This window comes from Dyella sp. SYSU CM1112 (genome assembly GCF_058216415.1).
The window spans coordinates 186,973-207,066 of sequence record NZ_JBZEGI010000007.1 but is presented as its reverse complement, the minus strand read 5'-3'; the positions used below and the strand labels follow the sequence as shown (position 1 = coordinate 207,066).

The following is a 20,094-nucleotide window of genomic DNA, read 5'->3' as shown; positions in this document are numbered from 1 at the left end:
TGCTGGTTGGAGCGCCTATATGCGAGGAGTTCAGCAATATAGCCAGCGGAGTATCAGTTTTCCGAGGCATGCCCGTTGATCAGGATTGCCCATCTTGGGCGATTGCTTACAAGTTAAGGGATGCCAATACGAGAGGCGCACTAGCTGTTCCTGCGCTCTATGCAGCGGCTATAGCCGGGGGGTATTTGACTGTCCGCAGAACCTGTCTGATGTACTCGTTGACTTGCCTTGTTGTTTGTCATTGAGCAAGGTTACGATAATACGCAAGGTAATCATGGACCGTCCCGTTGGACTCAACATGTTCAATGTTGAGCCATTTCACCCCGCTTAGCGAAGATCATGGTTGATATAAGCCAATACAGCTTTAGTTATGAGGACGTTGTTACCGCGCTCATTAAGCACCTCGATATCAACGATGGTCTTTGGGCGCTCAATTTTAACTTCAAGTTCGAAGCGAAGAATTTTCGTAAAGAAACGAATAATTCCGAGGTGACTCCTGGCTTCTATGGTCTTATTCAGCACGTTGGCATCTCTCGGGTGACAAAAAGTATTCCAGGTCTGACTGTCGATGCGGCAAAGGTGAATCCGAAGCTGGCACGAGGGGCGCGCAGCAAGCCAAATTGAACTGAAGGATTGAATTTAGTTTTCAAAGTGAAGTTCTACAATCCAACTAGTATGTGAAGGCAATACGTTTCGTGCTTTCATCTCGAATGTTCAGTCACGCAAAGCAGGGGTTGCATGATGGACGGCCAAACCAGCACGCCACGGGCCATGGCACCTGGAGCACAAAACAGAGGCTTGCGATCACGGACAGTGGCCGTCATTGCGCGATCTTTGTTTGCTACCCTGCTTTTGGCGGGTGCGATTGGATCTGCGACATACGTGTTGTCCAATACGCTCACCACACGCGGAGACGAGGTCTCGCCATCGGATGCTCAGGCTCGCCTGGAGGCTTTTCAAGCGCTGGCCCCTCTGAACCTGACCGTTGTCGCCGACAGCGACCTCGATAAGGCCCTGCAAAGTATGCATCTCGATCCAGCGGCGGCAGAGGCGCTAAAGACTGATTTAGGGGTTAAGGTCGCTTCGCCGCTGAGTGCTCCCGCATCGGGAGACTTGTCAGGTAAACAGCAGCAAATATCCCAGCCTGCATCTGCACAAATGCAAACCAAACGCCAGCAACTGGTCTGGATCACTCTTTGGGATACCGATGTAGAGGATGGTGATGTGGTCCGCATCGATAGCCAGGGCTATTCCCGCACCGTGCGCCTGACCAGCAAGGGCGATACCTTCGCCGTGCCTGTGCCTGCCGATGGGGTGATTAAGGTAACTGGAATCAGTGATGGGGATGGTGGTGGTATTACGGTGGGGTTGGCCTCTGGGAACGCCAGAGCGATCTTCCCGATCATGAGCGTAGGGCAGGAGCTTGGACTCAAGGTGAGGGCGAACTGATGCGATGGCTCACTTCACTGGCCACGCGGCTGATGCCGGTGGCGTTCTTGCTGATTACCGCAATAGCTATTGCTCAATTTTGGTTGCAGCATGCGCCTAACGGTCATGCTTTAGACAGCTATCTAGCCAGCACTACCGCTTTCTTTCATACCTACTCGTGGTGGGAAGCAGGTTTTGCATTTGCCTTTTGGCTAGTGTTCCTCATGGGATATTTTCGCGAACGTCAGCGTGTCGCGTATCCCGATATAAGTGATGGGGGCTGGATCATGGACATACTCGACCGTTTGACGAACCGCTCGGTACTCGAAGCTAAGCTTTCCGGTCAACCTGATGCCATCTTTATCGATGCCGAACAATTGGCAATTACGCTTAAGAGCAAGGTTATCGGCCAGGATGCTGTCTGCGACGATATGGCGGCGCAGATCCGCCGTCGTCTCGCCCTCAAGCAACGCGGCAAGCCGGTTGGCGTTTTCCTGTTCGCAGGTCCGCCGGGGACAGGTAAGACCTATCTCGCCAAGTGCCTGAGCAATGCTCTGCAGCGCAGGCTTTTGCATTTCGACATGACGCAATTTTCAAGCGGCGGCCATGGCGCTACGCAATTGTTTGGCTCCGCCAAAGGCTATGTAGGCTCTGATGCCTACGGAAAACTTACCGCTGGACTGCGCGATGCACCGGATGCCGTGGTCTTGCTGGATGAGATCGAAAAAGCACATTCCGACGTGCAAAAGAATTTTCTCACTGCCTGGAACGATGGCTTCGTGACTGAAGCATCGGATGGCAAGCAGATATCGACCACGCAGGCGGTTTTCGTTTTGACTACCAATGCAGCTACCGATTCACTGCAGTCACTCAGCGATCTGCACGCCAACGACCCGGATGAGCTGCGCCGTACGTCCACGAACGCATTACGTGAATCCGGCTTTGCCCCCGAGATCATCAATCGCCTGGACCGCATTTTTGTTTTCAAACCGCTTTTGGGTCTTGATGTGGCACGTGTTACAGCGCTTGAGATCGAGGCGATGATCAAGAGCTATGGACTTGACGTCAGCCTGGGTGGCATTGACCCGGAACTATTGTTCGAGATGATGCGACGTCAAGGACGGTTAGGCACGGCAGCATCCGCGCGTGATCTGGTTCGCATTGCGGAAGAATCCATCGCCGATACGCTGATCGAAGCAAAGCAAAAGGGCTTTACTCGCGTATCGCTGGTAGCCGTGGACGGTCGCGTTGTGGCGAGAGCTGAATCGTGAGTTTCATCACTTCGGAAACTCGTTTCCGTACCTTTAGCCGATTGTGGCAACGTGCACCGTTTTGGCGCTTGTGCGGCTTATCTGCTGCCGTATGTACCTTGATATTCGTTCTTTTTTTTCATGCGGCACCGAATCGCTCAGCTTCGGTATATACATCAGGCCAGGCTTCGTACGTATCGCAGCCGGCCCCCAGCGCGCCTGCGCCACCCCCAGTTGCTGTTGCTCCCACCGCAGATTCGAATTCAGCCCATCAGCTTGCATTACCTTCTTCTCCATCGAAGATACAGACAGCGAATCTTTCTCTAGCAACGCCAGGCAATTCCTCTAGCGCTGCGGGTGATCTTGATAATGCACTCGGTGGTCGAACCTATAGTGGCTCAGTCAATGTCGATGGTTATAAGGTGCCGCTACCTACCGGTAAGTGGGTTATTCTTTCGAATGTTCACTACAAGTCGCCGCGAGCAGCAGGTGAACTGGTGTTTCTCGGCGAAGTGAAAAATAAACGACTTGTCGGCGGCGCACGCATCACTGCCTTGCATACGGTAGGCCAGCCTGCGGCGGGGTTTCCTCCAAAGCTCAGTGGATGTTTCGGTGTTAATCACATCGATCTGTACGTAGACTCTGAAGCGATGGATGCAAATGGCCATCAGTCGTGCTGGCTCGTCGATAGTTTCTTCACGCCACCACTACAACAGTGGGCAGACCGCGCGACAAAAATTGATGCCCTCGACCGGGCCGCAGGTGGTGATTTGGCTGCCAAGGGTGTCACTTACCCTCAGGATTTCGTGAGGATCCGGATGACACGAACCGAACCTTGGGGCTTGCTCGAGGTTGCCTATCTATTCAGCCCTGAAGCTGGGGGTATCAAGTCAAACGACGCTATTTCTGCGGCTGATACGGATTGGACTCGGGGGAATATCTCTCGCTATCCGGAAAAATTGGCCTATATAGAAAAGATGAAGCAATGGGCCACACAATTCTGGCCAGTCTTTAAAGGGGCTTTCGCAACAGGTACTCCGAAGTAGCGTGGGCCAACTCTCAGTTGTTCTTTCCTTCGAGGGTTCTGTGGGCAAATCGGGCTTATCGGAGTCGATCGGCTCACCGGGAAAATTTTGTGACCAAGGCTTGACAGTTTCGCACTGCAGCAAGACAATTCACGCGCCCGCCGGCGCACTCAATGGCCGATAGGGCCTCTGTCCGAACTTAACCAAGGCATATGGACGTTTACCCTAGTCGCAACGTCGACATCCGCGAGCATCGGGTGCCGGCATTGCATAACAAGCTGATCGTTCGCGGCAACCGCCAGCGGTTGGCCGGCGCTTTCCTCGACTAGGGAAGTCCGGCCCGCTCCTAACGGTGCCGTGAGCACCGTATTAAAGGAGATGGGCCAATGAAGCTCCTTCGCGATTTCTTCCGTTTTCGCTCCACGGGCGGATTCCCCCTGGCCGGCCGTCGCCAGAGCGTGCGTCCTAACTTCACCGTGACCGTGCCGCAGCCGCTGGAGAAGGCGGGTGACCGGGTGCCGGCCATGGACCGCTCCCACGAGCTTCCCCTGGCGGATGTGCCGCGCACGTCCCGTCATCTTCATTTGGTATCAAGTCACTGATGCGTCATCCACGGTTTCATAAAGGGTGGCCTCCGCCAGGACCGTATTTCCGGTCCGCGAGGCGCTGCCCTGGCCGTGGACTGTCCTAACGGAGACAGGCCACCCACAAGCTCGCCTCCGTCGCTGCAACAAATGAATCCACGGAAGCGAGAATGATGAATCGAGTGAATCCGGCTGCTAAGGTCAAGACGGCGGCGCCCCAGCGTGTGGCTGCCGCGCAGGATGCGTTCCGCGAAAACGAAGCGCTGCTGGCAGAGCTGGAAACCAGCCATGCTGGCCTGGACGAGGATCAGATCACCGAACGGCTCGACCGCGACGGCATCAACGAGGTGTCGCACGAGAAGCCGCCGCATTGGTCGGTGCAACTGCTGCTGGCGTTCAAGAATCCCTTCATCGTGGTGTTGTTGATCCTGGCCGTGGTGCAGGTGTTTGTCACACCAGACGATCTGTCCGGGCCCCTGATCATTGCCGTGATGGTCGGTATCAGCGTGCTGCTGAGCTTTACGCAGGAATACCGCTCCTCGCTTGCCGCGGAAAAGCTCAAGGCGATGGTGCGCAACACGGCCACGGTGACGCGTCGCGCCTCGGATGGGCATAGCGAGCGAATCGAAGTGCCAGTCGGTGAGCTAGTGGTCGGCGACATCGTGCATCTCGCCGCCGGCGACATGGTGCCCGCGGATTTGCGTCTGCTCTCCGCCAAGGACCTGTTCATCAGCCAGGCGATTCTTACCGGCGAATCCCTGCCGGTGGAAAAAGCAGGGCCGGCGCAGGCACATGCCGTGGAAAGTGGTGCGCACGGCGCGCAGCAAGGCAATCCGCTGGATCTGCCTACGGTGTGCTACATGGGCACGAACGTAGTCAGCGGTACGGCGACAGCGGTTGCGGTGGCCACGGGTGCGCGTACCTATCTCGGTTCGCTGGCCCACAGCATTGTCGGCGAGCGTGTGCAGACCAGCTTCGACCGCGGCGTAAGCAGCGTGAGCTGGCTGTTGATCCGCTTCATGCTGGTGATGGTGCCCATCGTCCTGGGTATCCAGTGGTACAAGCACGGCTTTCTGGAAGCATTGCTGTTTGCGCTCTCGGTGGCCGTCGGCCTGACACCCGAGATGCTGCCGCTGATCGTGACCGCGAACCTCGCCAAGGGCGCGATCGCGATGTCCAAGCGCAAGGTGGTGGTAAAGCGCCTCAATGCGATCCAGAACTTCGGCGCGATGGATGTGCTGTGCACCGACAAGACCGGCACGCTGACCTTGGACAAGATCGTGCTCGAGCGTCACTTGGACCTGGACGGTGAGGATTCCGACGATGCGCTGGAATATGGTTATCTCAACAGCCATTTCCAGACAGGTTTGAAGAATCTGATGGATAAGGCAGTACTGGCGCATCGCGACCTCGAACCTATCGTGGCGCGCTATCGGGTCGTGGATGAAATCCCGTTCGATTTCCAGCGCCGCCGCATGTCGGTGGTACTTGCCAACGGCAACGGCGAACACTTGCTGGTATGCAAAGGTGCCGTGGAAGAGATGCTTGCCATCTCAACCATGGAGCGCCGCGGTGACCACATCGAGCCGATGACGGACGAGCGTCGCCGCGACATCAAGGCGATGACGCGCCGGCTCAACGAAGATGGCTTGCGCGTATTGGTGGTAGCGATCAAGCGGCAGCCACCGAGCAATCGTGCTTATGGTGTCGCCGATGAAGCTGAACTCACGGCGGTCGGCTGCCTGGCTTTCCTCGATCCGCCGAAAGATACGGCTGCCACCGCGATTGCCGCCCTTCATCATCACGGTGTCGAGGTGAAGGTAATCACCGGTGACAATGAGGCGGTGACGCGCAAGATTTGCCGTGAAGTCGGCCTGGATGTTGAGCACTCTGCGCAGGGACGCGATATCGAGCCGTTGGATGACCATGCACTCGACGAATTGGTGAAGCGCACCACCGTGTTTGCCAAGATGTCGCCGTTGCAGAAGGCGCGCGTGGTGAAATCATTGCAGCGCCAGGGCCATACGGTTGGCTTCCTGGGCGATGGCATCAATGACGCGCCGGCCCTGCGCGAAGCGGACGTCGGCATTTCCGTCGATACCGCCACCGATATCGCCAAAGAGTCAGCCGACATCATCTTGCTGGAAAAAAACCTGATGGTGCTGGAAGAAGGCGTGCTCGAAGGGCGCGTCACCTTCGGCAACATCATGAAGTACATCAAGATGACGGCCAGCTCCAATTTCGGCAACGTATTCAGCATGCTGGTGGCGGCCGTATTCCTGCCATTCCTGCCGATGCTGCCGCTGCAGGTGCTCGTGCTGAACCTGTTGTATGACATCTCACAGTTGTCGATTCCGTTCGATCGCATGGATGACGAATACCTGCGCAAGCCGCGCAAGTGGGATGCGCGCGATATCGGGCGTTTCATGGTGTGGATCGGGCCCGCAAGTTCCGTATTCGACATCACGACGTTCTTGCTGTTGTGGTATGTGTTCGGTGCGAACAGTGCGAGCCATCAGGCGTTCTTCCAGTCGGGCTGGTTCATCGAAAGCCTGCTTACGCAGACCTTGGTGGTGCACATGATTCGCACCCGCAGGATTCCGTTCCTGCAGAGCGTGGCCGCGGCGCCGGTGCTGGCCTTGACCACCGCAATCATCGTGATCGGTATGCTGATTCCGTTCTCCGGCCTGGGTGCCAAGCTGGGTATGTTGGAATTGCCAGGCGTCTACTTCGGCTGGTTGGCCGCCACGGTGTTGGCGTATTGCGCACTCACGCAGGTCATGAAGCTGCTCTATATGCGCCGCTATGGAAGATGGTTGTAGGAAGTTGTTTCGAAACCACCGTGCTGGGCATGTGATCCGGCTCGGTCCAGCGGCAACGCTTTGCGCACTACGGTTTCTGGATCACTTCCAGGAGCCAGGGACGCGTCATTCCGCATCTTTGGGTGGCGAAACGAGGACATTCGTTTCGCTCCTTGTCCGAGATCGACCGGGATCCCCGCATTGGCGGGAATGACGGCTTCGCGCCGTCGTGCATTCAACGCTACACATATATTTCAGGGAGCCCGCCATGAACGGTACCTTCGTTCTCTTCGATATCGCCGGCTACGTCGCTCTGCTGCTATGGGGCACGCACATGGTTACCAGTGGTGTGCTGCGTGGCTACGGTAGCGCGTTGCGCCGTTCGCTCGGCCGCTTTCTGGGAAGGCGGCCGGCGGCGTTGTTGTTCGGCGTGTGTATCACGGCGCTCCTGCAGAGCAGCACCGCTACCGGCATGATGGCGACTTCGTTCGCGGCCAACGGTTTTCTCGGCCTGGCGCCGGGGCTGGCAGTGATGCTGGGCGCCAATGTCGGTACCACGCTCATTGTGCAGGTGATGTCGTTCAACATTGCCTTGATCGCGCCGATATTGATCTTGCTGGGGACGGCCTTGCATCGCCGTAGCGATGACGCGCGCTACGAAAATCTGGGGCGTGTGGGCATCGGCCTCGGTTTGATGCTGCTGGCGCTGCATCTGCTCGTACTGACCATGGCGCCCATGGAGAATGCCCAACTTCTGAAGACAGGTATGCAGGCCTTGTCAGACGAACCTGTCATGGCATTATTGCTTGCCGCTGTGCTCACCTGGATGTGTCATTCCAGCGTTGCCGTGGTGCTGCTTATCGTGTCCCTGGCCACCGGTGGGGTTGTTGACGCACCCGGTGCCATGGCTTTGGTGCTGGGCGCGAACCTGGGCAGCACCCTGCCGGCGTTGCTGGAGGCGCAAACCCCCGTCGCCCGCCGGCTGCCGCTGGGCAACTTGCTGGTACGTGCCTTTGGCTGTCTGGTTTGCCTGCCTCTATTGCATCCGCTGTCGCATTGGCTTGCGCTGTTGGGCGAATCGCCGGCACGCATCGCCGTCAACTTCCACACTGCCTTCAACCTTGCCCTGGCGTTGCTATTCATTTTGCCGATAGAGCGACTGGCGCAACTGTTAGTGCGATGGTTGCCGGAACCGTCACGCCCGGCTGATCCGGGCATGCCCCTCTATCTGGATGAATCAGCATTGGAGAGTGCAGGTGTGGCGCTGGTCAATGCAACGCGCGAATCGATGCGCATGGCCGACATGGTCGAGGGCATGCTCAAAGGCCTGGTGGAAATATTCGGCAAAGACGACATCGCGCGTGCAGCAGCAATCGGCAAGATGGATTCCTATCTCGATCGCCTGGGTGTTGCCATTCGCCAGTATTTGGCCGATCTGGGTAGCGAAGCCTTGAATGAAGAAGATGGTGAACGCAGCCAGGAAATCCATGCGTTCGTGATCAACATCGAGCACATCGGCGACATCACCGCCAACAACCTGATGGAGTTCGCCACGAAAAAAGCCGAGCGAGGGCAGGATTTTTCGGCGGATGACATCCAGGATCTTGCGGCCATGCATGCGCAAGTCATGGAAAGCCTGCGCCTGGGCATTGCGGTGTTTATGCGTGGTGATTTACGTGCAGCCCAGCAACTCATGGAGCGCAAGGAATGGCTGTGGCGGTTGGAGAACGATGCATCCGACCGGCACATTCGCGACTTGCGTCAGCAGCGCGATGGCGGTGGCGGCGACGTTTACCTGCGTATTCTGCGTGACTTGCGGCGCATTCATTCGCATCTCGCGGCACTGGCCTATTTGCCGCTAGAACGTGCCGGCCTGTTGCAGGCCAGATTGATTCAACCTCACACAACCCTTGCAGAAGGAAAAGCCTGAACTTGGACAGTCACACGCAAGCGGAATCCATCATTATCCACCCACCTTGCTGACGGTCGCCTTCGCATAACCCGGAGGCGGCAGTCCCGGTAGTTGTCTAAAAGCTGCAATAGAACGGCATAACTAGTGCAGCAGATTTTGGGCGGCTTATCAGGTGGGCAAGCCACGGTCCGGGGAAAACAACCGGCAGTCTGCCCATGACTGTCTCACCCCTTCGCCGTATTGCAACAGTTCTGTGACCACGTCGTCACGGAAAGCGTATTTGCGCCGAATAGAAGGGGAAACCCCATGCATCACCTGCATAAAAAACGTGCGTGGCAACTCTCGATCACCGTTGCCATCTCGGTCTGCGTGGCGGCCTGTTCGCACGGCGCCAATGCGGTCGAGCCTGCGCCCGCGTTCAGCGTTGATCACGGCCTGATAAAAGTTCCAGCGGATTCCCCTCTTCGCAAAGAACTGGTGGTGCAGCCGGTCGAAATGCATCAAGCACCACACACCATGGTGTTCCCTGCAAATGTCGAAGCCGATCCCGCGCACACTGCCAACCTGTTGCCGCCACTTACCGGCAAGGTGGTCGAACTCAAGGTGGGGCTGGGCGATCACGTGATGCGTGGTCAATTATTGGCAGTGATTGACTCGGGTGATTTTGCGCAGGCCTACGCCGATGTCGTCAAGGCGCATGATGCGCTGAATCTTGCGAAGAAAACATTGCATCGTGTTCGCGCTGTCAACGCAGCCGGCGGCAATGCCATCAAAGATCTGGAGGCTGCACAGAGCGGCTACCACCAGGCGCTGGCAGAGTACCAGCGTGCGCAGTCGCGTCTCTCGGCCGTAGGTGGATCGGGTGCGGTGCGCTCGCTGCGCATCACGGCCCCCACCAGTGGATACATCACGGCGTTGTCGGTCTCACCAGGCACGTACGTCAACGATCCGACCGCAGCGATGATGACTATTTCGAATCTCGACGCGGTGTGGATCACCGCTAACGTACCGGAGAGTGACATTGGCCAGATCGCCAAGGGCCAGCAGGTCGATGCAGCGTTACCAGCTTATCCAGACGAGGTGTTTCACGGCGCAGTGAGTTTCGTCAGTCCGGTGCTACAGCCGGATACGCGCCGCGACCTGGTGCGCGCTGTGTTTGCCAATCCCGACGGCAAGCTCAAGCCCAACATGTACGCCAATGCCAGGATCGAAGTTCCACAGCCTGTAGAAGTCTTCGTGCCCGAATCGGCGTTGCTGATGAACAACGACAACACCAGCGTGTTCGTCGAGGTGGCACCGTGGACATTCGAACGTCGCACCGTGGACCTGAGCTATGACGAAACCGATGGCACACGTGTATTGAAGGGGCTGAAGGCAGGCGATCGCGTGATCGTGAAGGGCGGAGTGCTGCTGAATGATTAACGCGCTTTTCCGCCGCTGCTTCGAGCGGCGAATGCTGTTCATGGTGGTGACCATCTTAGTCATCTGCTTCGGCTACTACTCATGGACGCAACTGACGATTGAGGCCTATCCGGAGCTGAGTGACGTTACTGCACAGGTGACAACGCAAGTGCCAGGCCTCGCCGCCGAGGAAATCGAACAGCAGATCACCATTCCGCTGGAACGCGCGCTGGCAACCACGCAGGATTTGGCAAGCATGCGTTCCAGCAGCACCTTCGGGCTCTCGCTAATTACTCTGGTTTTCAAGGGTGATGCTGACGATTACTGGGTGCGTCAACGTGTGATGGAACGCATCAGCCAGGTCACGTTGCCGCCTGGCGTTACGCCCGGTCTTGATCCGGTCAGTGGTCCTGCTGGTGAGATCTATCGCTATACGCTCGAGTCCGACACCAAAAATCTGATGCAGTTGTCCGAGATCCAGCGCTGGACTGTGATCCCGGCCTTGCAGCAAGTCCCGGGCGTGATCAATGTCGATAACTTCGGTGGTTTTACCAAAGAGTTTCAGCTCGAACTTGATCCGAGACAATTGCTCCACTACGGCGTCAGCGTCAATCAGCTGACAGCCGCGATTGCGGCCAACACATCCAATGCTGGTGGCGGGCGCATTACGCGCGGTGAACAGTCGTACATCGTGCGTGGCATCGGCATGGTGCATTCGTTGAAGGATCTGGGTGACATCGTTGTTACCCAGAACAACGGCGTACCGGTGCTGGTGCGGCAACTGGGCAAGTTGCGCTACGGCCATCAAGTGCGCGAGGGCATTCTCGGCAAGGACAACAATCCGGATACCATCGAAGGCATCGTCGACCTGCTCAAGTACGACAACCCTTCGCGTGTGCTTGATGGCGTTCATGCCAAGGTGGCCGAGCTCAACAAACAGCTTGCTGCTCAGGATGTGCGCATCGTGCCGTACATCGATCGCGATGATTTGGTAAATGCCACCAAGGAAAAGGTCTTCCACACGGTTATGGAGGGCATTGGCCTGGTCTGCATCGTGTTGATCCTGTTTCTGGGCAGTCCACGCTCGGCGATGGTTGCTGCGGTGGCCATTCCGATGTCGCTGGTCACGGTGTTTATCCTGATGCAGTTCACGCACATGTCGGCGAACCTGTTTTCGTTGGGCGCGATCGACTTTGGCGTGATCGTGGACGGCGCCATCGTGATTACCGAAGCGATTCTGCGCAAACGCGAGCAAAAGCCCACGGAAGTGCTCACCGAAGAAGATGTGATGACGGTGACGGGACACGTTGGGCGTTCGATTTTTTTCGCGACGCTGATCATCATCACCGCCTATGCACCGCTGTTTGCGTTCGAACATGCGGAAGGCAAGCTGTTCCGACCGATGGCATTCACGGTGGGCTACGCCTTGCTGGCGGCGCTGTTGTGTACGGTGACACTCACGCCGGCGCTGGCCTATCTTGCCCTGCGCAAGCCACGCAAGCTGTTTCACAACAAGCCGCTGGAATGGTTGCAAGCGAGTTTTACGCATAGCCTCGGCAGGCTGTTGCACCGGCTGCCGATGGCTTATTCGATCGCCGGCGTGGCGTTTTGCGGAGTGTTGATGCTTGGCGCCACGATCGGTCGCGAATTCCTGCCCGACTTGGATGAAGGTGCCTTGTGGCTGCAGGTGCAGATGCCAACGGGGCTCTCGCTGGATAAAGCCAGCGCGATGACGGCCCAGTTGCGAAAAGCAGTACGTGAATTTCCTGAGGTTTCTTATATCGTCACGCAGCTCGGCCGCAATGACAGTGGCACGGATCCATGGACGCCTTCGCACGTCGAAGCGGCGGTGGGCCTGAAGCCGTACAGCACTTGGGCACATGGCGAGACCAAGGCGCAGTTTTTGCGCAAGTTCAATGCACGCATGGCGCAACTGCCGGGTATGACGATTGGTGTCAGCCAACCGATCATCGATGGCGAGAATGACATGATCGGCGGCGCGCATAGTCCGTTGGTGTTGCGCATCTATGGCGATGACTTGCATCAGATGCGCCGCATAGGCAGTCAGATTGTGAAGGTGTTGAAGAATGTGCGCGGCACGGAGGATGCCTCGATTTTCCAGGAGCCGCCGATTCCTCAATTAGTGATCAAGGCGAATCGCGATGCCGCAGCGCGTTACGGTATCAACGTCAGTGACATCACCAACCTTATTCAGACGGCGATCGGTGGCGCGCCGATTACCCAGGTGTATGTCGCCGATCGCATCTATAACGTGACGGCACGTGTTTCCAATGATGTCGCCAACAATTTGCAGGCGATAGGGGAATTACCGTTGACGTCTGCCAGCGGTGCGCAAATTCCGCTTAAACAGGTGGCAGACATCAGGCTGACGATGGGCGAGAGCACCATTGCGCACGAAAATGGACATCGCGAACTTACCCTTCGCATTGACAACCGCAATCGGGCGCTTTCCGATTACCTGGCGGATGCGCAGGCTCAGATAGCGGCAAAGGTGCACTTCGACCCGGATAAATACCATCTCGAATGGGCCGGTAATTTCCAGAACGAGCAGCGTGCCCAGGCGCGGCTGACCGTGGTGATGGGCATGGTGCTCGCCATCATGGCGGTGCTGTTGTTCGGCGAATTCGGTAAGTTCCATCAGGCGGTGCTAGTGCTGGCGGTTGTGCCGCTGGCGGCCGTGGGTGGCCTGATCGCTTTGCACTTGCGCGGTGAGACCTTGAACATTGCTACCGCCGTAGGCTTCATCGCCTTGTTCGGGGTGGCGGTACAAAACGGCATCATCATGGTGTCGAACATCAATCGTGTGCGCCGGGACGGGTTGTCGCTGTTCGAGGCCGTATTGGTTGGCGCGACGGAGCGATTCCGCCCGGTATTGATGACCGCCACGGTCGCCAGCATCGGCATGTTGCCGGCGGCACTGGCAACCGGCATTGGCACGGATGTGCAACGTGGCCTTGCTACGGTGGTGGTGGGCGGCTTGCCGATTGCCACCATGCTGACGCTCTATATCCTGCCCAGCCTTTATTACGGGATGGAAAATTTCATCCATAAGCGCTGGGGACATCCGCCATCCGAGGTGGAGATCTAAGTATGAAGAGCTATGTATTTTCACTGCCGGAGCTATGCCGGTATGGGCTTGGCCTGTGCATGGGTCTTATGCTCGCTGCTTGTGCGGTAGGGCCGGATTATCATCGGCCAGCTGCACCTTCCACGCAGGGATACATGACGACGACGATGCCGTCGACAACGGTGTCTTCGCCAGGCACAAATGACCCGGCACAACATTTCGTGTCGGACATGGATATCCCTGGTGAATGGTGGACGCTATTCCATTCCCAGCCGTTGAATGGATTGATCGATGCCGCCCTGAAGAACAATCCTGACGCGGCAGCGGCGCAGGCTGCACTGAAAGCAGCCTGGGAAAACGTCTATGCGCAGCGCGGTGTTTACTGGCCTTCGGTAGGTGTGAGCGTCAACCCGACGCGGCAAAAGAACGCTGGTACGCTGGCTAGCCCTTTATCATCGAATGCCGCGTTTTACGACCTGACCACGGCCCAGGTCAGCGTCTCGTATTCGCTCGACATCTGGGGCGCTAACCGTCGGCAGGTCGAGTCACTGGTAGCTCAGGCGGAGGTGCAGCGTTTTCAGCTGGAAGCAACCTATCTGACGCTGACGTCCAATCTGGTGAATGCTGCCGTACAGGAAGCCTCGTTACGTGCACAGATTGACTCGACCCGGGACATGGTCGATAGCGAGTCGAAAATCCTGCAGGCCAGCACGAAGCAAGTTGAGCTAGGCGATGCATCAGAAAGCGACGTCGCCGCGCAGGAGGCTACGCTTGAGCAAACGCGAGCCCTGCTACCGGCGTTGCAAAAGCAGCTCGCGCAACAGCGCGACTTGCTGGCTGCCCTGAGCGGGCGCAGGCCCGACCAGCATGTGCCTGCCAGCTTCACGCTGGAAAGTTTGCAGCTGCCGCACCAGCTTCCCTTGACCTTGCCTGCCAGATTGGTGGAGCAGCGTCCGGATGTACGCATGGCCGATGCACAGTTGCATGCTGCCTGCGCGCAAGTCGGCGTTGCGTTTGCTGCACGCCTGCCAAATATCGACATCACTGCCAGTTGGGGCAGCGCTACCGACCAGATGCACAGCCTGTTTGGGACGGGTACCGGATTCTGGAATATCGGAGCGGACCTAGCTGTTCCTTTGTTTGATGGCGGTACGCTCAAGCATCGACAGCGCGCAGCCGAAGCGGCTTATCGGCAGGCAGCCGAGCAATACCGCAGCGTCGTGTTGTCCGCGCTGCAGAATGTGGCGGACACCTTGCATGCCTTGCAATCCGACGCCGAGGCGATGGTGGCGTCTGCACGTGCTGAGCAAGCGGCTGCCCGCAGCTTTACCATTGCGCAGCATCAGTATGCGTCGGGCGATATCAGCATGATCGCGTTGCTCAATGCGCAGGTAACGTATCGGCAGGCCGAAATCGGTTTTATCCAGGCACGCGCGGCACGTTATGCGGACACGGTGGCCTTGTTCCAGGCATTGGGTGGTGGCTGGTGGCATCGGCAAGACGTGGCTCTTACATCCGCCGCTTCACGGTAGTAGCGATGGTCGGAAAGCCGGGCAGTCATCAATCAGAAAAGCGTCTTTGCCGGCGTCGCCACCACAGCGCAAGCGTTACCGCTGCGATCACGCAGCCGATGATCCAAAGGCTGCCTTGTCCGCGATGAACCCACATTATCAACCATTCGTGGCGGTCTGCTCCCAGGTAGCCGAGGTAAACCCAGAACGGCACGCTGATCAATGCCGCGAGCCCGTCCAACAACAGGAATCGCCAAAAACTGACGCGATGCGAAGCACCTGCCGTGATGTAGACCGCGGTGCGCATGCCAGGCAGGAAACGCGCGAAGAACATCAGGCGATTGCCATAGCGCGCAAATTTGTCCTGCATCTTTGCGTATCGGCGCGGTGGCATCAGCAAGGCGATGGGGCGCCATTGCAGCATATGTACGCCGAAATGGTGGCCGAGCAGAAACATGCCGGCGTCACCAGCCAGCACACCGATCAGGGTGACACCCACCATGATGTGTACGTTGGCGTAACCCAGGCCTGCCATCACGCCGCCCGCTACCAAAGTGATGTCTTCCGGCAGTGGCAGGCCGGCGCCACACAGCAGCAAGGCCATGAAAACGGCGATATAGCCGTTTTCGGCGAAGAAAGTGATCAGGCGTTCGAGCAGATCCATCGACAGTCCTGGTCGTCGTCAAAGACGTCATGGTGCGTGGGCCGGCGCGGGATGCCTATCGGATAAATCATGGTGTGGCCGTAGGTATCGGCGCGCGTGCAGCCAGGAGTTCGCGCAGCTCCGCCTTTTCAGCGCTATCCAGGGTACCTTCGCGATTTTTGGCGACGAGCGCATCGCGTCGCTGGTCGATTGCTTGCTGCGCCATGCGCGAAAGTGCGTCGAAGAATTCGATCCGTTGGTTTTCTGGCTCACCCACCACGGTGGCGGCCATCAGTTTCTGCAATGCCGCGTATTCGGGGCGTCCGGTAAAGTGCTCGACCAGCATTGCGGCATTGATGCCGGGACGAGCGCGAGCGGTATCCAGCAATTCGGCCAGCAACTCGATACCGGGCTTGTCCAGGCGCAGGAATGCGTAGGGCTTGGGTACTTCATCGGCGATGCCAGGCTGAGCTAGCAAGAGTGCGATCGCGCTACGTACCAATGAGCGTTGCACGGCGACGGGGCGCTGCAGCGCGCGCCGCGCGCTTGGCTCGGCCTCCAGCAAGGTGCGCGCGCCAGTGCGCTTTTCCAATTCCTGCGCCATGAGGTCGCGGAACGCACCATCGGGAAGACGAGTAATCAGTGGTCTTGCACGCTCGGCCAATCGCGCGCGACCGTCAAGATTGCTCGTGTCGACATCGTGCGAGAGTTCACTGAAGAAATATTCCGACAACGGCGTGGCTTCACGCAGTCGCTTTTCGAAGCCGTCCTTGCCTTCCTTGCGTACCAGCGTATCCGGGTCCTCGCCCTCAGGCAGAAACAGGAAGTACGCCTGGCGTCCGTCGCGTAGGCGCGGCAAAGCCGATTCCAGTGCTTTCCACGCTGCGGAACGGCCCGCGCGGTCTCCGTCGAAACAGAACACTACGTCCGGAGCGGCACGGAACAGGATTTCGGTATGTTCGGGCGTAGTGGCCGTGCCCAGTGTTGCGACGGCGATTGGCAAGCCGGCCTGATGCAGCGCGATCACGTCCATGTAGCCTTCTACGACCACGATGCGTGCGAGATTGCTATTGGCCTGTTTTACCTGCCAAAGCGCAAACAATTCGCGGCCTTTGTGGAAGAGCGGGGTTTCCGGCGAGTTGAGGTATTTGGGACCTTGTTCCGATTTCAATACCCGGCCGCCGAAGGCGATAACGCGCCCGCGCCGGTCAAGAATCGGAAACATCAGCCGCTCGCGAAAGCGATCATATTTGCTGCCGCGTTCGCTGCTCGCGACCATGCCCGCTTCTGTCAAAAGCTGCATGCGTCGTTCGCTCGTACCGAGGTTGCGGATTACCCCATCGAAACCGGCCGGTGCCCAGCCGATGCGGAAGCGCGCGATGGTGTCGGCATCCAGGCCACGGCGTGTGCAATAAGCCTTGCCTTCGTCACTCTTCTTCAGCTCACCTTCGTACCAGTGCGCCGCGGCGTCGAGTACTGCATAAAGATCGGTCTTATCTTCGCGTGGTGCATTGTCGCGAGCACCTTCGTAAGGGACTTTCAGGCCGACTGCCTGCGCCAGTTCCTCGACGGCGTCCGGAAATTCCAGCCGCTCATAATCCATCAGAAATTTGATGGCGCTCCCGTGCGCGCCGCAACCAAAGCAGTGAAAGAACTGTTTGGCGGGGCTGACATAGAACGAGGGTGTGCGCTCGTTGTGAAAGGGGCAGCAGGCGGTCCATTCGCGTCCGGCTTTCTTCAAGGGCACGCGCCGCTCGATCACGTCGACGATGTCGACGCGGGCAAGCAGTTCGTCAATGAAGCTGTCGGGGATGCGGCCGCGCATAGTCCGGCTAGTCTAGCCGGACTATGCGAGATATCTCTCGCTCCTAAACGCTATGGATCACGCCGATCACTGCGAGCAGAGCGATCAGGAAGATGATCACGAAAATGGCGAACAGGACTCTGGCAATCGTCGCGGCTATGCCCGAGAGCGTGCCGAAGCCCAGCCAGCCGGCAACCAGGGAGATGATGGCGAAGATGATGGCCCATTTGAGCATGCGTCTTGCTCCTTCGTCCGCGTTGCGTTGAAGGCATCTAAGCGTGGTGGGCGTGAAGGCGGCGCAATAAGGCGACAAAGGCTTGTCACGGTCAGCAAGGCACGCCTGTCCCTGGCATGTCTTTCTCTTGGTACGACGCGAGGCTGGCGCAGGAGTTTCACGAACTCGGGGCTGTTGCCGGCCATCAACCGCCGAGGCGAGCCTTGATGCGTCCTGAGACCTGGGCCATGTCGGCCCGGCCGGTGGTTCTGGCTTTGACAAGGGCAACCACCTTGCCCATGTCGCGGGGGCTGCTTGCTCCTGTCTCGGCGATGGCGGCCTCGATCAGTGTTTCGATCTCGGCATCGCTCAGCTTGGCGGGCAAGTAGCCTTCGATAACTACCATTTCGGCTCGCTCCACATCGGCCAGGTCTTCACGGCCGGCGGCACCGTATTGGCTGACCGAATCCTTGCGCTGCTTGAGCATCTTTTCCAGGACGGCAATGGTCTGGACGTCGTCCATCTCGATCCGCTCGTCCACTTCGCGCTGCTTGATGGCGGCGAGGATCAGGCGAATCACGCCGAGGCGATGCTTGTCGCCGCTACGCATGGCGGTCTTCATGTCATCGGTAAGTTGTTGTTTCAGCGACATGGCGAAATGCTCCGATCCGGTCTGAAGGTGAGTGAACAACCCGTCCTTTGCGTCGCCGGACGACCATGGCTAGACGGCGAGCTGGACGTCTTCCGGAAAGCACAAAGCCGACGTCGCGGAGCAACGTCGGCCAGTGCAAGTGCCTCGGCGGCAGCGGCTGCGAATGAACGCGCCGGCTGCGAGCGCTGGTGTCCGGATTGGCGCGGCGCGCCCGACCCAATGACCGCAGAAGCGGCCAGTGCTCAGTACAGGCGAGTCTTGCGAGAAACGTCGCGCGACAGGCGGCGCAGGTGACGCTTCACGGCAGCGGCGCGCTTGCGCTTGCGTTCCTGGGTCGGCTTCTCATAGAACTCGCGCTTGCGGGTTTCGGCGAGCACGCCGGCCTTTTCGCAGGTGCGCTTGAAGCGACGCAGGGCGAGTTCGAACGGTTCGTTCTCGCGGACTTTTACGCTGGGCATGGAAACTCCGGATAGTGAATGCGCCCGCAAAACCGGGCGAGCCGCAAAGTATAGCCTCACCGTGGTGAAGAATTCAAAGTGCGCGTGTTGGAAAGCGCGTCGGAGCGGCGAGGGTATTGCTTGGGCTGTGGATAAAGCAGTTTACCGATACCATTTTGAATCTCCTAAGGCTTTGGGGCCTTGAGGCTTCTTCCAGGTCATCCGTCCGCATGTCAAACCTTTCTGCATCCGTGGCTTCCCGCCCTGTCCTGGGCATCGAGACTTCTTGTGATGAGACCGGCGTGGCACTGCTGCGCTGGGAACCGCAAGCACCGGCGCATGGTTTGTTGGCGCATGCTCTGTATACCCAGATCAAACTGCATGCGAACTACGGTGGCGTGGTGCCTGAACTGGCCAGTCGCGACCATGTGCGCAAATTGCTTCCCTTGGTGCGGGAAGCCATGGCGCAGGCCGGTTTGGCGCCTTCCGACCTGGGTGGCGTTGCCTACACTGCCGGTCCGGGCTTGGTCGGTGCCTTGCTGGTGGGCGCTGCTACCGGCAGGGCGATGGCCTGGGCCTTGGGTGTGCCGGCCATTGGCGTACACCACATGGAAGGGCACCTGCTGGCACCGTTGCTGGAAGAGGAAGCCCCCGAGCCGCCATTTGTGGCCTTGCTGGTTTCGGGCGGTCACTCGATGTTGATCGAGGTGCAAGGTATCGGGCGCTATCGTCTCCTTGGCGACACACTGGATGATGCGGCGGGTGAAGCCTTCGATAAAACCGCCAAGCTGATGGGCTTGCCGTATCCAGGCGGTCCGGCGCTGGCAGCGTTGGCGTCTCAAGGAAGACCCGGTGCGTTTCGCTTTTCGCGGCCGATGACTGATCGCCCGGGGCTCGATTTCAGCTTTTCCGGATTGAAGACTCAGGTACTGTTGGCTTGGCAGCAATCTGATCACAGCGAGCAAACCCGGGCCGATGTTGCTCGGGCGTTCGAAGAGGCCATCGTCGATACGCTGCTGATCAAGTGTCGTCGCGCGCTTGAGGCTGTCGGTGCCAAGCGCCTGGTCATTGCGGGCGGAGTGGGCGCCAATCGGCGCTTGCGTGAAGAACTGGCCGCGGCCGGTGCCAAGGACGGATTTAGGACTTACTTTCCGCGCCTGCAGTTCTGCACCGACAACGGCGCGATGATTGCACTGGCCGGAGCCATTCGGCTCGCCCATGGGCAGCATCAGGATGAATCGGTGCAGGTCTATCCACGCTGGGATTTGCAGACGCTCCCGCCTGCGGCGTGATAAGCGTGACGAGGCGGCCCGCAGCAGGGTGAGTCCCAAAGCCGGTCTCGAT

General features: G+C 58.4%; 16 protein-coding genes. 11 read left to right on the top strand and 5 right to left on the bottom strand.

Annotation, left to right across the window (positions count from 1 at the left end; translation table 11 throughout):
- Window positions 1-339: 339 nt before the first annotated feature.
- The 10 genes from AC4HNJ_RS12335 (at window position 340) to AC4HNJ_RS12290 (ending at window position 15,021) form a co-directional block, all read left to right on the top strand.
- Window positions 340-624: a hypothetical protein gene (locus tag AC4HNJ_RS12335; protein WP_490479879.1), complete on the top strand. Its 285-nt coding sequence runs from the start codon at window positions 340-342 to the stop codon at window positions 622-624.
- 114 nt (window positions 625-738) lie between these two features.
- Entirely contained in the window at window positions 739-1,449 is a 711-nt protein-coding gene (locus AC4HNJ_RS12330) for a hypothetical protein (RefSeq protein WP_490479878.1), read from the top strand.
- Window positions 1,449-2,699 (top strand): AAA family ATPase, encoded by a 1,251-nt coding sequence (locus tag AC4HNJ_RS12325; RefSeq protein ID WP_490479877.1) that lies wholly within the window; start codon window positions 1,449-1,451, stop codon window positions 2,697-2,699. The genes AC4HNJ_RS12330 and AC4HNJ_RS12325 overlap by 1 nt, the downstream gene beginning before the upstream one ends.
- The gene (locus AC4HNJ_RS12320) at window positions 2,696-3,724 is read left to right on the top strand and encodes a hypothetical protein (protein WP_490479876.1); all 1,029 of its coding nucleotides are present in this window, start codon (window positions 2,696-2,698) and stop codon (window positions 3,722-3,724) included. Before AC4HNJ_RS12325 ends, AC4HNJ_RS12320 begins: the two co-directional genes overlap by 4 nt.
- Before the next feature lie 365 nt (window positions 3,725-4,089).
- Window positions 4,090-4,305 (top strand): hypothetical protein, encoded by a 216-nt coding sequence (locus AC4HNJ_RS12315; protein WP_490479875.1) that lies wholly within the window; start codon window positions 4,090-4,092, stop codon window positions 4,303-4,305.
- Window positions 4,306-4,457: 152 nt separating this feature from the next.
- On the top strand, window positions 4,458-7,109 hold the full coding sequence (gene mgtA, locus AC4HNJ_RS12310) for a magnesium-translocating P-type ATPase (RefSeq protein ID WP_490479874.1): 2,652 nt from the start codon (window positions 4,458-4,460) through the stop codon (window positions 7,107-7,109).
- A 247-nt stretch (window positions 7,110-7,356) separates the two neighbouring features.
- The gene (locus AC4HNJ_RS12305) at window positions 7,357-9,018 is read left to right on the top strand and encodes a Na/Pi cotransporter family protein (protein ID WP_490479873.1); all 1,662 of its coding nucleotides are present in this window, start codon (window positions 7,357-7,359) and stop codon (window positions 9,016-9,018) included.
- 288 nt (window positions 9,019-9,306) lie between these two features.
- A complete protein-coding gene (locus AC4HNJ_RS12300) occupies window positions 9,307-10,422 on the top strand; it encodes an efflux RND transporter periplasmic adaptor subunit (RefSeq protein ID WP_490479872.1) in 1,116 nt (371 codons plus the stop codon).
- The gene (locus tag AC4HNJ_RS12295) at window positions 10,415-13,510 is read left to right on the top strand and encodes an efflux RND transporter permease subunit (protein ID WP_490479871.1); all 3,096 of its coding nucleotides are present in this window, start codon (window positions 10,415-10,417) and stop codon (window positions 13,508-13,510) included. The genes AC4HNJ_RS12300 and AC4HNJ_RS12295 overlap by 8 nt, the downstream gene beginning before the upstream one ends.
- A gap of 2 nt (window positions 13,511-13,512) precedes the next feature.
- Window positions 13,513-15,021 carry an efflux transporter outer membrane subunit gene (locus AC4HNJ_RS12290; RefSeq protein ID WP_490479870.1) on the top strand — a complete coding sequence of 503 codons (1,509 nt, stop codon included), beginning with the start codon at window positions 13,513-13,515 and terminating at the stop codon, window positions 15,019-15,021.
- A gap of 28 nt (window positions 15,022-15,049) precedes the next feature.
- Here the strand turns inward: AC4HNJ_RS12290 and AC4HNJ_RS12285 are convergent, their stop codons facing one another.
- The 5 genes from AC4HNJ_RS12285 to rpsU form a co-directional block, all read right to left on the bottom strand.
- A complete protein-coding gene (locus AC4HNJ_RS12285) occupies window positions 15,050-15,664 on the bottom strand; it encodes a DedA family protein (RefSeq protein WP_490479869.1) in 615 nt (204 codons plus the stop codon).
- A gap of 67 nt (window positions 15,665-15,731) precedes the next feature.
- Window positions 15,732-17,468, bottom strand: coding sequence for a DNA primase (gene dnaG, locus AC4HNJ_RS12280; protein ID WP_490479868.1), 1,737 nt, complete (start codon window positions 17,466-17,468; stop codon window positions 15,732-15,734).
- Window positions 17,469-17,511: 43 nt separating this feature from the next.
- Complete coding sequence (locus tag AC4HNJ_RS12275; RefSeq protein WP_490479867.1) at window positions 17,512-17,682, bottom strand: DUF1328 domain-containing protein; 171 nt, start codon at window positions 17,680-17,682, stop codon at window positions 17,512-17,514.
- A 184-nt stretch (window positions 17,683-17,866) separates the two neighbouring features.
- Complete coding sequence (locus AC4HNJ_RS12270) at window positions 17,867-18,313, bottom strand: GatB/YqeY domain-containing protein (RefSeq protein WP_490479866.1); 447 nt, start codon at window positions 18,311-18,313, stop codon at window positions 17,867-17,869.
- Window positions 18,314-18,555: 242 nt separating this feature from the next.
- Window positions 18,556-18,771, bottom strand: a complete 216-nt coding sequence (rpsU, locus tag AC4HNJ_RS12265) for a 30S ribosomal protein S21 (protein WP_115477777.1) — start codon at window positions 18,769-18,771, stop codon at window positions 18,556-18,558.
- A 209-nt stretch (window positions 18,772-18,980) separates the two neighbouring features.
- Between rpsU and tsaD the strand changes: the two genes are divergently transcribed.
- Window positions 18,981-20,042, top strand: coding sequence for a tRNA (adenosine(37)-N6)-threonylcarbamoyltransferase complex transferase subunit TsaD (tsaD, locus tag AC4HNJ_RS12260; protein WP_490479865.1), 1,062 nt, complete (start codon window positions 18,981-18,983; stop codon window positions 20,040-20,042).
- Window positions 20,043-20,094: the final 52 nt, after the last annotated feature.